General features: G+C 67.8%; 11 protein-coding genes. 8 read left to right on the top strand and 3 right to left on the bottom strand.

Annotated elements, in window-relative coordinates:
• Positions 1 to 69 precede the first annotated feature (69 nt).
• The 3 genes from ACWH4W_RS19410 to ACWH4W_RS19400 all read right to left on the bottom strand — a co-directional run bounded on the left by ACWH4W_RS19410 (position 70) and on the right by ACWH4W_RS19400 (position 2965).
• Positions 70 to 1404: a helix-turn-helix domain-containing protein gene (locus ACWH4W_RS19410; RefSeq protein ID WP_473076980.1), complete on the bottom strand. Its 1335-nt coding sequence runs from the start codon at positions 1402 to 1404 to the stop codon at positions 70 to 72.
• A 320-nt stretch (positions 1405 to 1724) separates the two neighbouring features.
• The gene (locus tag ACWH4W_RS19405; protein ID WP_473076979.1) at positions 1725 to 2303 is read right to left on the bottom strand and encodes a cupin; all 579 of its coding nucleotides are present in this window, start codon (positions 2301 to 2303) and stop codon (positions 1725 to 1727) included.
• Positions 2300 to 2965 carry a class II aldolase/adducin family protein gene (locus ACWH4W_RS19400; protein ID WP_473076978.1) on the bottom strand — a complete coding sequence of 222 codons (666 nt, stop codon included), beginning with the start codon at positions 2963 to 2965 and terminating at the stop codon, positions 2300 to 2302. The genes ACWH4W_RS19405 and ACWH4W_RS19400 overlap by 4 nt, the downstream gene beginning before the upstream one ends.
• Positions 2966 to 3971: 1006 nt before the next feature.
• Between ACWH4W_RS19400 and ACWH4W_RS19395 the strand changes: the two genes are divergently transcribed.
• From ACWH4W_RS19395 to ahcY, 8 genes are all read left to right on the top strand, one after another.
• A complete protein-coding gene (locus ACWH4W_RS19395) occupies positions 3972 to 4958 on the top strand; it encodes a class I SAM-dependent methyltransferase (RefSeq protein WP_473076977.1) in 987 nt (328 codons plus the stop codon).
• A 137-nt stretch (positions 4959 to 5095) separates the two neighbouring features.
• Positions 5096 to 6094, top strand: coding sequence for a PLP-dependent cysteine synthase family protein (locus ACWH4W_RS19390; RefSeq protein WP_473076976.1), 999 nt, complete (start codon positions 5096 to 5098; stop codon positions 6092 to 6094).
• A gap of 20 nt (positions 6095 to 6114) precedes the next feature.
• Positions 6115 to 7086: a DMT family transporter gene (locus ACWH4W_RS19385; protein WP_473076975.1), complete on the top strand. Its 972-nt coding sequence runs from the start codon at positions 6115 to 6117 to the stop codon at positions 7084 to 7086.
• A 57-nt stretch (positions 7087 to 7143) separates the two neighbouring features.
• A complete protein-coding gene (locus ACWH4W_RS19380) occupies positions 7144 to 7791 on the top strand; it encodes a class I SAM-dependent DNA methyltransferase (protein WP_473076974.1) in 648 nt (215 codons plus the stop codon).
• 164 nt (positions 7792 to 7955) lie between these two features.
• Positions 7956 to 9182: a methionine adenosyltransferase gene (gene metK / locus ACWH4W_RS19375; protein WP_473076973.1), complete on the top strand. Its 1227-nt coding sequence runs from the start codon at positions 7956 to 7958 to the stop codon at positions 9180 to 9182.
• 140 nt (positions 9183 to 9322) lie between these two features.
• Positions 9323 to 10306: a carbohydrate kinase family protein gene (locus tag ACWH4W_RS19370; protein ID WP_473076972.1), complete on the top strand. Its 984-nt coding sequence runs from the start codon at positions 9323 to 9325 to the stop codon at positions 10304 to 10306.
• Positions 10303 to 11214, top strand: coding sequence for a methylenetetrahydrofolate reductase [NAD(P)H] (gene metF / locus ACWH4W_RS19365; protein WP_473076971.1), 912 nt, complete (start codon positions 10303 to 10305; stop codon positions 11212 to 11214). Before ACWH4W_RS19370 ends, metF begins: the two co-directional genes overlap by 4 nt.
• Entirely contained in the window at positions 11204 to 12655 is a 1452-nt protein-coding gene (gene ahcY / locus ACWH4W_RS19360; RefSeq protein ID WP_473076970.1) for an adenosylhomocysteinase, read from the top strand. Before metF ends, ahcY begins: the two co-directional genes overlap by 11 nt.
• The last annotated feature ends 154 nt before the right edge of the window (positions 12656 to 12809 follow it).

Genomic DNA, 12809 nt, shown 5'->3' with positions numbered 1-12809 from the left:
GCCCCGTGAAACACCGGGGACGATCCCGGGCTCGTGTCCGTTGTCGGGCCCCCGGCCACCGGTGAGGTTCTACGCGACGAGAGAAGGAGCCGCGAGGGAGTTCGGCGTGGGCACCGGGTCGGCCGCACGGCCGTTCGCCATCGCGCGCCCGGGGTCGCCGTTCGACTGCCTCGACAGATCGGCCGCATACGCCCGCAACAGGTCGTGCATGCGATAGTGACGCTCACCATGACGCTGAACCAGGTGCGCGGCGGCCAGGTTGCACAGCGACAGTGAGGCTTCCTCCGGAGGGACACCCGCGATCGACGCCGTGCTGACCACATCGATCAGGCGCCCCGGGAGCAGGCCGAGCCCCCGGAAGACACGAGCGCTCTGCTCGTCGAGCGCCTTGTACGAGGTCTCGAACACGTCGCGGAGCACCACGCCCCCTTCTGCGAGGTCCAGCCTGGCCTGTCGGGGTTTGAGTTCGGTGGCAAGGACCTCGGCACTGTGGTGCTGTCGGCTCACGATCCTCTCGGCCGCCAGGACCAAAGCCAGGGGAAGACGCCCGCATCGCTCCGCCAATACGGCCACCGCGCCTGGGTCGGCGTCGGCCCGCACCTGGCCTATGACCGCGCCGATCAGCTTGACGGCTTCCGGTTGGCACAGCTCGGGCAGAGGCAGCGAGACGGCGTCCACCAAGGGCATCAGCCCCGGTAATCGCGACCGGCTGGTCACCACGACGGCGCATCCCGGAGATCCCGGCAACAGGGGGCGGATCTGCTGGGCGTCCGCGGCATTGTCCAGAACCAGGAGCATCTCCCGGCTGTGCAGGTATGACCGGAAGGTGGCAGCCCTTTGTTCCAGCTCGGCTGGAATGCACTCGGAAGGCACGCCTACGGCGCGCAGCAGATCTTCCAGCACGTCGAAGGGAGCGGCCGCGGTGTCCGGCTCGGGCCCCTGAAGGCTGACGAACAGCTGCCCGTCGGGGAAGTGGCCGTCGTTGACGGCTCGGTGTGCCCATTGCACCGCGAGTGCGGTCTTTCCCACACCGGGCGGGCCGTTGATCACCGCCACGGGTACCGCAAGTGTTTGCTCGCGGCTTCGAAGGAGCCCGTCCAGTCGACGCAGGTCATCGTGGCGCCCTACGAAATGCCTTTTCGCCGTGGGAAGTTGGGCAGGCCGGATCCAGCCTTGCTGCTGCCGGGTGGCCACCTCCAGAGCGGAGGCGATGACGGTGAAGGTGTTTCCGATGTCGAGTGCCCGGTCGCAGGCCTTCGCGAAGCTCACCGAAGGTGACCGCTTGCCGGTCTCGACCTTGCTGATGTGCCCCGGGTTGAAATGCACCCGGGCGGCGAACTGCGTGAGCGAAAGCCCTCGCTTCGTCCGGTGAGCCCGCAGCAACTGTCCGTATGACGCTGGCACTCCGTCGAGAGAGCCGATTCTTTCCTGGGTACGCCGAGTTGACGATGATCCCTGTACTGGTTCTCGTACCACTGTCTAGCCCCCAGAATTGTACATTTGTCCTGAAGTGGCCGGTTCGAGCCGGGGTTGCCGCGACTGCCGCGCCCGCTTCCTGGTCCGGTCGGTGGGCCTGGTGATCCGGATCGCACGCTTCGGACCGCCCTGGCGGTTGCGAGTGGGCTCCGTGGAAGCCGGCAGCGCTCACCGGTGAGAGAGCCTGGGCAGGAAGGTCGCGCCCCGCACCGGCGAGATGGCCGCGGAGGTCTTCGATGAGGCGCCGGTCAGTCGCCGGGCGTCGCCAGCAACTCGTCATGGGTCGGGAACCGGGAGGCGATGCCGTCCGGCAGGACGCGGACGGCACTGCGGTCGGCCCGCTGGAAGAAACGGATCACCGTGCAGTTCGGGTGAGCGCCCGCGTCGAACCAGTGGGGCGTGCGTCCTGGTACGGACAGCAGGTCCCCTGCCGTGCACAGCAACGCGTACACCTGTCCCGCGACATGGAGGGAGAAGCAGCCCGTGCCCGCCACGAGAAAGCGCACCAGATCGTCGTCGTGGACGTGTTCTTGCATGAACGCCTCACGCGCTGGACATCTCTGCGGGCCTGGACCGGCCGGCGGGGGAACCCTGCGGACGATGTCGACGATCCGGTAGCCGCCCTCGGCGCCCAGATGGTCGATGTGGCTCTCGTACGCCTTCATGACCGTGGTGTCGTCGGCGTCGGCCGGAAGCCGGCGGGCGGCGTGCCACCGGACGAGGCGCACACCGATCCTGAGCAACTCCCCCTGGATGACGTCCAGGTCGTCGGTCCGCACCCGCACCGTCTCCGGGGCGTTCTCCGGCATGATCTGTAGCAGTGTCACCAGGTGTTCACCCTGACCTCAGCGGGTTCGTCGGCGACCGCGCCGACCTGGGGCAGGTGGCTGAGCCGTTCGATACGCTTCAGCTCGCCGAGCGCTTCGTCGGCGTCACGGCCCCAGGCGACGAGGCCGTTCTGCCGGACGAGCAGAACCGAAGAGGTGCCGAGGGTCGAGGCGTCGAGAGCGGCCATCACGTCTTCGGCGACGCGTGACGCATCAAGCCGGTCCGCAACGACCGGCGGTACGGGCGGGCAGTCATCCGACAAGTCGACCGCCCGCGCCGCTTCCGGTTCCCTGAGGAGCGCCTGGCCGCTGCCGTCGGCCACGGTGGTGAGTGCCCCGGCGCACGGTGCTTGCGCACAGATCACCGCTCCGCAGTCGGGCAATCGCCGGTAGAGGGCGAGGTGTATCGCGGTTTCGTCCGGGGGCCACTCGGTCTCCCCGAGCAACGGCAGCCCGTCGAAGGGATCCACCATCACGGTGTCCTGGTGGGTCATCACCCTTTTGTCCAGGTCACCGGCGGTGATCAGAATCGCTTCACCTGATCGGATCGAGATGCTGCCGGACATCCCCGGCAGCCAGCCGTGTCGGCACACGGACCGGCCGATCGCCGAGAGGTGCTGACGTTGCGGCTCGACGTCATCGCGGATGTATACGGGTTTCACGGATTCTCTTCTCCCGTACGGGCCGGTGGGCTGCGTCCTCATACACCGGTAGCCGTGCCGTTGACGTCCCAGCGGATCGACAGCACAGGTTCTGGCGGCAACCAGGGCTTCACCAGCCGCTACGCCGGACAGACGGAGCAACACGTGCGCATCTCCTTCGTGGGGGGGGGAGACGGTGACGTATACCAACCGGTATACCTACATGCTAGGGAGTCGGTTTTCGCAGTGTCAACGGGGAACCTCCGAGGCGGCCGGAAAGCTCTTTCCCGATGCGGCCCGGTCGCACGTCTGGTATGCAGCGGACCCGTCGGCAGGCGGAGAACGCCCGCTTCATGGCGATATGCCGATCCTTGCGGCCGGGTCGCGCGGGTCCGGTTTCCGCGTGCTGCTGCCAGGCTGCCGTAGTCACCGGTGGCGCCACGGCGGGCGAGGGCGAGCACGGCCTGGAGGCGCTTCTTCCCACCGGCACGTCTGCGGCCGTGGAAATCCCGCGAGTTCGGGTCGCAGCGGACGCCGACCAACGCAGAGGCCCAGAAGACGCGCCGAAGTTCTCGGTGACGGACGAGCGGCCGGGGAGCCGGAAGAGCCACGAGACGGCAGCGCTCCGACAGTCACACCCGGCGCCCCCGGGCGACCCGACCCCACGATCGACCCGATCGAGAAGGCAGAGCCGTCCGAGCCGGCGACGGGAAAGAGCGCACGGCGACCGGCCGGTGCGCCGGCGAGCGCCGGACCGACGCATACGGCGAGGTGCTCCGGGATCCGCTGTTGCCAGCGTTGCCTGACGACAGGCAACAGGGCACCCCTTGTACGGCGTTGCCGGCCATGGCGATAGTGGAATCGCTGCTACCGCAAAACGCCGCCCCCCCCGGTGAAAGGCGCAATGCGATCGCAGTTGATCCCTTCGGCACAGAATGGTTCCGTGCGCCCGCCCACCCTTCGTCGAATCGGGCGGGCCGGAGACCTTCACAGAAGCAGTGCTGTCGCCACCTCTAAGGAGACCGAGATGGGTACACGTGTCGACCATTCCGAATTGGTTGTGTCGCCCGGCGACTTCTTCCAGATAAGCGAACTGGAACGGATCAGGTCATCCATCGGGCTCCGGCTTTCGGACCATTCCTACCTCCCGAAGGCAAAGGACCCGCGGGCCGACTGGGTGGCGAGCGTTGCCGTTCCCGCGTTCAAGACGCTGGCACACATGGGCGTACTCGCCCCGCGGTTCTGCACGATCGGGACGGGAGCGGGACTCGACGCCCTGGCAGCCGTGGAAATTCTGCAAGCACGTACCGTCGGTTTCACCGACCTCCATCAGGACGTTCTCACGTATGCGCGGGAAAACATTCGCAGCAACCTCCTGATCGAGGACGTAGAACTGATCGGAGGCGCGGGTGACCTCCTCGCCCCGCTGGCCGACAAGCTGTCGCAGATCGACGTGATCTACGAGAACCTCCCCAACATTCCGATGGCGGGCGACGAGGACCTGGCCGACGGACAGACGAGTTCGACCTTCATCACCGAGCGCAGCGAGGAGATTCCCGGAGCCGCGGAAAAGAACCTCTTGACGCTCCACTACCTGGCTCTCCAGCAGGCGCATCCCCTTCTTCGGGTCGGCGGGCGGGTACTGTCGTCGATCGGTGCGCGCATTCCGTTGTCTGAGATCCTGGCCCTCTCCGGAGCCGCCGGCTACAACGGCAACATCCTGACCTACACCTGGAAGGTCCAGTCCGAGCCGGCCGAAGTGGTCGGCGGATACGCCCAATGGGAGAGGGAAGGACTGGGACCGTTCCACTTCTACCCGGTGAACGTTCTGCGCGACGCCTTCGAGGGCCTGTCCCCCGCGGCCGCCGGGGCGCAGGCCCTGAAACTGGAGGAGGAGCTGGCGCCGTTCGAGATACCGGCACTGGACGCCCTGGCTCTGGTGAGGAAGGGCGAAAGGGTCGGTCACACGGTCGTAATCCTCGACTCGGTGAAGATTCCTGACTCTGCCCTCTGACCGGACTCCGCTGCCTCTTCGGTGCGTTGACAGTCGGCAGCGGACGGCAAGGCACCGGGCGAGTGCCGGCCCGGTGTCCGCGGCACACCCGCCGATCCGGCTCTCCATCACCGTTTCCCCTCTCGTAAGGAGTCGGCATGAATGTCCAGTCGTTCATCGGCAGGACGCCCCTCGTCGAACTGAAGACCTTCGACGTTCCGGCCGGTGTTCGGATATTCGCCAAGGCCGAGTTCATGAATCCGGGGGGCAGCATCAAGGACCGGATCGTCCGCTACATCCTCGATGACGCCGAGCACCGCGATCTGCTCCGGCCCGGCACGACCGTCGTGGAGAACACCTCCGGAAACACTGGTGCGGCAATCGCGATGATGGCGGCGACACGCGGCTACCGCGCGATCCTGACCATGCCGGACAAGGTGAGCAAGGAGAAGCAGGACGCCTTGCGCGCCATGGGCGCCGAGGTGATCGTCTGCCCGACCTCGGCCCCGCCGGACTCGGCCAAGCACTATGTGACGCGCGCAAGGCGCATCCACGCGGAGACGCCTGGTTCGTTCATGCTCAACCAGTACGACAACCCGCTCAACGCGGAGGCTCATTTCCGATCGACGGGCCCTGAGATCTGGGAGGCGCTCGGTCACTCGGTGACGGCGTTCGTCGCATCGGGGAGCACCGGGGGCACGATCTCCGGAACTTCCCGGTTCCTGAAGTCGAAGAACCCGTCCGTCACGTCCATCCTGCTCGATCCGGTGGGTTCCATATACCACCGCTACTTCCACGAAGGCGTCGTGGACCCTTCACAGATCGCACCGTACTTCGTCGAGGGCGCGGGTGAGGATCACCTGGCGAAGTGCATGGACTTCTCGGTCGTCGACGATGTGGTTCAGTTCACCGACGCCGACGCTTTCGCCACCTGTCAGCACCTGGCCAGGCGCGAGGGTCTCGTCTGCGGCGGCACCTCGGGCGCCAATGTGTGGGGCGCCGTGCAGGTGGCCCGGTCGCTGACGGGACCGGCCACGGTCGTCACCGTCCTGCCGGACAGCGGAAGCAAATACATCTCCAAGATCTACAACCGGGACTGGCTGATGCAGAACGGTTTTGCCGCTGGGCGGAATCCCGCGCTGGAAGCGACTGCGTGATGGGGAGCACGCAAAAGAACGTGGCAGCGGCACTGACGGCCGCTCTCCTATGGGCCTTCGCCTTCCCCGCCCCGGCCGCCGTCAAGCCGGCGAGTGAACTGCTCCTGGTCACGGGCCGGTACTCCTTGTTCGGCCTGTGCGGCCTGTACGTCCTGCTCCGAGGCCGGAGCCTGCTCAGGCTGATGCCGATGCGCAGGATCCTCTTCGGCCTGTACATAGGCTTTGTGGGGTACTTCGTCTTCTACATCTGCGTCTCGTACTCCGCCACCATGGGCAGTGGTTTCATCACCGCGGTCATCGTGGGATCCTCACCGATCACCATCGCGGTGGCCGGCAACGTCGCGGAAAAACGCATGTCGTGGAGCGAGTTGGTCGCGCCGGTCCTCCTGATTCTCTCCGGCCTCACTCTCCTGAGCGCCGCGGACTTCATCCACGAAAAGCCCTCGGACCACGCTCACGAATCACTTTTCGGGATCCTGCTGGCCCTCATGGCCATGCTCACCTGGTCCTACTTCGTCGTCCGCAACGCCCAGTCGCAGCGCACCTGGGAGACGAAGCCGGACCCCAAGATCTGGGCAGCGCTGGTGGCCATGGGGGCAGGCGGCGCCTCCATGGTCCTGCTGCCCTTCGCCGTCGCCACCACGCCCGAGGAGACCTTCGCCCCGTACCCCCTGTTCAAGATCATCGCCTGGTGCGTCTTCCTCGGGGTCATCGGTTCCTGGTGGGGCACATACATCTGGGTGAAGGCGGCGCAGGGCATTCCGGTGCCCTTGGTCGGGCCGTTGCTCGCCACCGAGACGATCTTCGGCGCGATCATGAGCCTCCCGGCGGAACAACGGATGCCCACCTGGACGGAGGTCGGCGGCGCCGTGTTCGTTCTTGCCGGAATCGCTGTCTACATGGTGTTCGACGTGAAGAACTCCCGATCGCGAGGAGACGGCACCGGCACCGAGCGGAAATCGGGCGCGCCAGACGTGCCCGCAGTGACATAGCAGAGCGAGAGAAGAACCCTCGCGATCGTCGATCCGGACCGACAGGGAGGAAATCCCATGAGCAGCTCCTTCACGAACGTCAAGCAGTCCCACGTCTTCTTCGACGATTCTCCGGGGCTGAAGAACTACTACGAGGACTGGGCGTCGCGGTACGACGTGGACCTGGCGGACCAGAAATGGGTGGCACCCCGGATCGCGGCCAACCTCGTGCACCTGCTCGCCTCCGCCTACGCGACGCCGGACACGACCGTGTTCGACGCCGGCTGCGGCACCGGCCTCGTCGGCAGTGTCCTGCGCACCCTGGGCGACTACGTGATCGACGGCGTCGATCTCTCGGAGAACATGGCCGCCGAAGCCCTCAAGACCCAGGCGTACCGGAAGGTCCACGGCGGCGTGGACCTCTCGGTGCCCCGGCGCGACGACCGTCTGGACCAGTACGGCATCGTGGTCAGCAGCGGTGTGTTCACGCTCGGCCATGTGCGCCCCACGGCGCTGCTCACCCTGATCGAGTACGCCTTGCCCGGCGGTCTGATCGCGGTTTCCACCCGCGGCAGCTACGCGACCGAGACGAACTTCGAGGACTTCGCCCGGTCCGAGGAGGTCGCTTCCCTGGCCCTCCTGGAGTTCAAGCTGGGCGACGCCCACTACATCGCCGAAGAGAGCGCCGACTACTGGGTCTTCCGCAAGACCGGCCCGGCGCGGTGACAAGGGCCTCGCGCCGCTGATCCGGCTCGGCCCCCTCTCCCCCCGACTTCACGACAGAAGTGCGCGCAGTCACCAGCGGCGCCGGGGCCACGTGCCTCCGGCCCCGGCGGCCCGGGCCGCGCGCATGTCGACCGGTACACCCACCACGTCTGCCCTGGAGTGTCATGTCGCGCAGCCTGTTCACCTCGGAGTCCGTGACCGAGGGCCATCCCGACAAGATCGCCGACCAGATCAGCGACACCGTCCTCGACGCACTGCTGCGTGCCGACCCCGCGTCGCGCGTGGCGGTCGAGACCCTGATCACCACCGGTCAGGTGCACATCGCGGGCGAGGTGACGACCTCCGCCTACGTCGACATCGCCACCCTGGTCCGCAAGAAGATCCTCGACATAGGCTACGACTCCTCGGCCAAGGGTTTCGACGGTGCCTCCTGCGGGGTGTCGGTGTCGATCGGCGCACAGTCCCCCGACATCGCCCAGGGCGTCGACACGGCGTACGAGAGCAGGCTGGACGGCTCGGCCACGGGTGGCGCGACCGACGGGCTCGACCAGCAGGGCGCCGGCGACCAGGGTCTGATGTTCGGCTACGCGACCGCCGAGACCCCCTCCCTGATGCCGTTGCCGATCGAACTGGCCCACCGGCTCTCGCGCCGGCTGACCGAAGTCCGCAAAGACGGCACCATCCCCTACCTGCGCCCCGACGGCAAGACCCAGGTCACCATCGAGTACCTGGGCAGTCGGCCCGTGCGCCTGGACACGGTCGTCGTCTCCTCCCAGCACGCGGGCGACATCGACCTGGACAGCTTGCTCACCCCCGACATCCGCGCCGAGGTCGTCGAGCACACTCTCGCCCGGCTCGCCGACGACGGCATCAAGCTGGACACCGAGGACTACCGCCTGCTGGTCAACCCCACCGGCCGCTTCGAAGTCGGCGGTCCGATGGGCGACGCGGGGCTGACCGGACGGAAGATCATCATCGACACCTACGGTGGTCACGCCCGACACGGCGGCGGCGCGTTCTCGGGCAAGGACCCCTCCAAGGTGGACCGTTCTGCGGCGTACGCGATGCGCTGGGTGGCCAAGAACGTCGTCGCGGCCGGCCTGGCCACACGGTGCGAGCTCCAGGTGGCGTACGCCATCGGCAAGGCCGAGCCCGTGGGCCTGTTCGTCGAGACCTTCGGCACCAACACGGTCGCCGTCGGGAGGATCGAGAACGCCGTCTGCGAGGTCTTCGACCTCCGCCCGGCCGCCATCATCCGCGACCTCGACCTGCTGCGCCCGGTCTACGCCCAGACCGCCGCCTACGGCCACTTCGGCCGCGAACTGCCGGACTTCACCTGGGAGCGCACCGACCGCGCGGACGCCCTGCGCAAGGCAGCGGCGTCGGGCTGACAGTGCGGCGCCGGGACACGGACCGGCACGGCAGACGGCGGTGCGCGGGCTGCCCCCGGACCGCGCACCGCTTTCCCGTCGGCCTCGCCGCCCCGGCCCTTCCCCCATCCACCCCGCCTCAGGACCAAGGAGCGCTGTCCATGCGTATCGCCGTGAGCGGATCGATCGCGACCGACCACCTGATGGTGTTTCCCGGACGCTTCGCCGAACAGCTGATCAAGGAGCAACTGGAGCGGGTCTCCCTCTCCTTCCTCGCCGACCGGCTCCAGGTGCGCAGAGGAGGCGTCGGCGCCAACATCGCCTTCGGTCTCGGCCTGCTCGGTCTCGATCCGATCCTGGTCGGCGCGGCGGGAGTCGACTTCGCCGAGTACGGCTCCTGGCTGCGGGCGAACGGCGTCGACACGTCCGAGGTCCGGGTCAGCGAGCGCCTGCACACCGCCCGCTTCGTGTGCACCACCGACGAGGACCTGAACCAGATCGCCACCTTCTACGCCGGCGCCATGGCCGAGGCCCCCAGGATCGACCTGGCCGCGATCACCGAACGTACCGGCACGCCTGCGCTCGTCCTGGTCGGCGCCGACGATCCCGCTGCCATGCTGCGGCACACCGCCACGGCCCACCGGCTCGGCATCCCCGTCGCTGCCGACCCCTCCCAACAGCTCGCCCGCCTGGAACGCGACCAGGTACGCCAACTCGTCGACGGGGCGAGGTGGTTGTTTACCAACGAGTACGAGGCGGCCCTGCTTCTGGAACGCACCGGATGGACGGAGGACCACCTGCTGGGGCGGATCGGCACCTGGATCACCACACTGGGCGAGGCCGGAGTGGCGCTGACCAGGTCGGGTGCCCCCGCACTGCGGATCCCCGCCGTACCCACGGAGAAGATCTCCGACCCCACGGGCGCGGGAGACGCCTTCCGGTCCGGGTTCCTCGCGGGTACGGCGTGGAACTGGACGCAGGAGCAGGCGGCCCGGCTCGGCTGCGCCCTGGCCACCACCGTGCTGGAGTCCGTCGGCACCCAGGAGTACCAGCTCAGCCCGCCGGACCTGATCACCCGCGTCGAGCAGACGTACGGCAACGACCCGGCCCGTGCTCTGAAGCCGCGGCTCGCTCAGGTGTCATGACCTTCAGGGGGTGGTGCGGGCAGGCCGGGAGGCACGCGTCGACGGACAGTTCTCCGACGTTCTCGTTCGAGTTCTTCCCGCCCAGGACCGCTCAAGGCGAACAAACGCTGTGGTGGGCCATCCGCCGGATCGAGGCGCTCGCTCCCGACTTCGTGTCCGTCACCTACGGTGCGGGCGGATCCTCGCGTGAGCGGACCATCGAGGTGACGCGGCGGGTCAGGGCCGAGACGACCTTGCGACCGGTGGCCCATCTGACCGCCGTGGGACACTCGGTCCTCGAACTGCGTCACATCATCGGCCAGTACGCCGACGCGGGAATCCACGACGTACTGGTCCTGCGCGGCGATCCACCCGGCGATCCGAACGGCCCTTGGATCCCGCACCCGGACGGTTTCACCCACGCCTATGAGCTGGTCGAACTGGTCCGCTCCCTGGGAGACTTCACCATCGGTGTCGCCGCGTTCCCCGAGCGGCACCCACGCTCGCCGGACTGGGAGAGCGACATCCGGCACTTCGTCGCCAAATGCCGCGCGGGCGCGGACTACGCGATCACCCAGATGTTCTTCGACGCCGAGGACTACCTGCGGCTGCGGGACCGCGTCGCCGCCGCCGGTTGTGACATCCCGATCATCCCGGAGATCATGCCGGCCATCGACGTCCGCCAGATCCGCCGCTTCGCGGAGCTGTCCCACGCCGCGTTCCCCGAGGACCTCGCGCACCGTTTGGAGGCGGTCCGCGACGACCCCGTGGCCGGTCACCGGATCGGCGTCGAGCACGCCACCGCCATGGCCGGGCGCCTGCTGGCCGAGGGAGCCCCGGGTCTGCACTACATCACACTGAACAAGTCCACGGCGGCCCTGGACATCCATCGCAACGTACTGAGTGCAAGGAGCCTCCGTGTCAGTTGAGTTCACCGATCTCAAGGTCGCCGACCTCTCCCTGGCCGAGTTCGGCCGCAAGGAGATCACCCTCGCCGAGCACGAGATGCCCGGCCTGATGGCGATCCGCAGGGAGTACGCCGACGCCCAGCCCCTGGCCGGCGCCCGGATCACCGGCTCCCTGCACATGACCGTGCAGACCGCCGTCCTCATCGAGACCCTGGTCGCGCTCGGCGCGCGGGTCCGCTGGGCGTCCTGCAACATCTTCTCCACCCAGGACCACGCCGCGGCCGCCATCGCCGTCGGTCCGAACGGCACGCCCGACAACCCGCAGGGCGTGCCCGTCTTCGCCTGGAAGGGCGAGACGCTCGACGAGTACTGGTGGTGCACCGAGCAGGCGCTGACCTGGCCGGACAGCCCCACCGGCGGTCCGAACATGATCCTCGACGACGGCGGTGACGCCACGCTCCTGGTCCACAAGGGCGTGGAGTACGAGAAGGACGGCAAGGCGCCCTCCCCGGACACCGCCGAGTCCGACGAGCACCGGGTCATCCTGGAACTGCTCAACCGCACCCTCGCCGAGAACCCGCAGAAGTGGACCCGGCTGTCCTCCGAGATCCGCGGGGTGACGGAGGAGACCACGACGGGTGTCCACCGCCTGTACGAGATGCAGCGCGACGGCACGCTGCTCTTCCCGGCGATCAACGTGAACGACGCCGTGACGAAGTCGAAGTTCGACAACAAGTACGGCTGCCGCCACTCCCTGGTCGACGGCATCAACCGTGCCACGGACGTCCTGATCGGCGGCAAGACCGCGGTCGTGTGCGGTTACGGCGACGTGGGCAAGGGCTGCGCGGAGTCGCTGCGCGGCCAGGGCGCCCGGGTGATCGTCACCGAGATCGACCCGATCTGCGCCCTGCAGGCGGCGATGGACGGCTACCAGGTGACCACGCTGGACGAGGTGGTGGAGACGGCCGACATCTTCATCACCACGACCGGCAACAAGGACATCATCATGGCCTCGGACATGGCCCGGATGAAGCACCAGGCCATCGTCGGCAACATCGGCCACTTCGACAACGAGATCGACATGGCCGGCCTCGCCAGGATCCCCGGCATCGTCAAGGACGAGATCAAGCCGCAGGTCCACACCTGGACCTTCCCCGACGGCAAGAAGATCATCGTGCTGTCCGAGGGCCGCCTGCTGAACCTGGGCAACGCCACCGGCCACCCCTCGTTCGTGATGTCCAACTCCTTCGCGGACCAGACCCTGGCCCAGATCGAGCTGTTCACCAAGCCCGACGAGTACCCCACCGGCGTCTACGTGCTGCCCAAGCACCTCGACGAGAAGGTCGCCCGCCTCCACCTCGACGCCCTCGGCGTCAAGCTCACCACGCTCCGCCCGGACCAGGCCGAGTACATCGGCGTGAAGGTCGAGGGCCCGTTCAAGCCCGACCACTACCGCTACTGAGCCGACCGCTCCCGCCGCGGCGAGCGCGTCCGCACACCGGACGCGCTCGCCGGCAGCAGGCGGATCAGCTCTCCAGGCTCCGCCTCGTCGACTCACTTCCGGTGGTGATCAGCAAGGTGACGGCGCTGTCCGGGCCGATGCCCGCCGGTTCGAG

It is taken from the genome of Streptomyces sp. DSM 120436 (assembly GCF_055778765.1).
Note: the sequence above shows the minus strand (reverse complement) of the source record. Positions and strands in the feature narration are given on the sequence as shown.

Excerpts from the sequence above, each read along its gene's own strand:
- metK (WP_473076973.1), top strand. The coding sequence starts at position 7,956 with ATGTCGCGCAGCCTGTTCACCTCGGAGTCCGTGACCGAGGGCCATCCC.
- metF (WP_473076971.1), top strand. The coding sequence starts at position 10,303 with ATGACCTTCAGGGGGTGGTGCGGGCAGGCCGGGAGGCACGCGTCGACG.
- ACWH4W_RS19395 (WP_473076977.1), top strand. The coding sequence starts at position 3,972 with ATGGGTACACGTGTCGACCATTCCGAATTGGTTGTGTCGCCCGGCGAC.
- ACWH4W_RS19380 (WP_473076974.1), top strand. The coding sequence starts at position 7,144 with ATGAGCAGCTCCTTCACGAACGTCAAGCAGTCCCACGTCTTCTTCGAC.
- ACWH4W_RS19370 (WP_473076972.1), top strand. The coding sequence starts at position 9,323 with ATGCGTATCGCCGTGAGCGGATCGATCGCGACCGACCACCTGATGGTG.
- ACWH4W_RS19390 (WP_473076976.1), top strand. The coding sequence starts at position 5,096 with ATGAATGTCCAGTCGTTCATCGGCAGGACGCCCCTCGTCGAACTGAAG.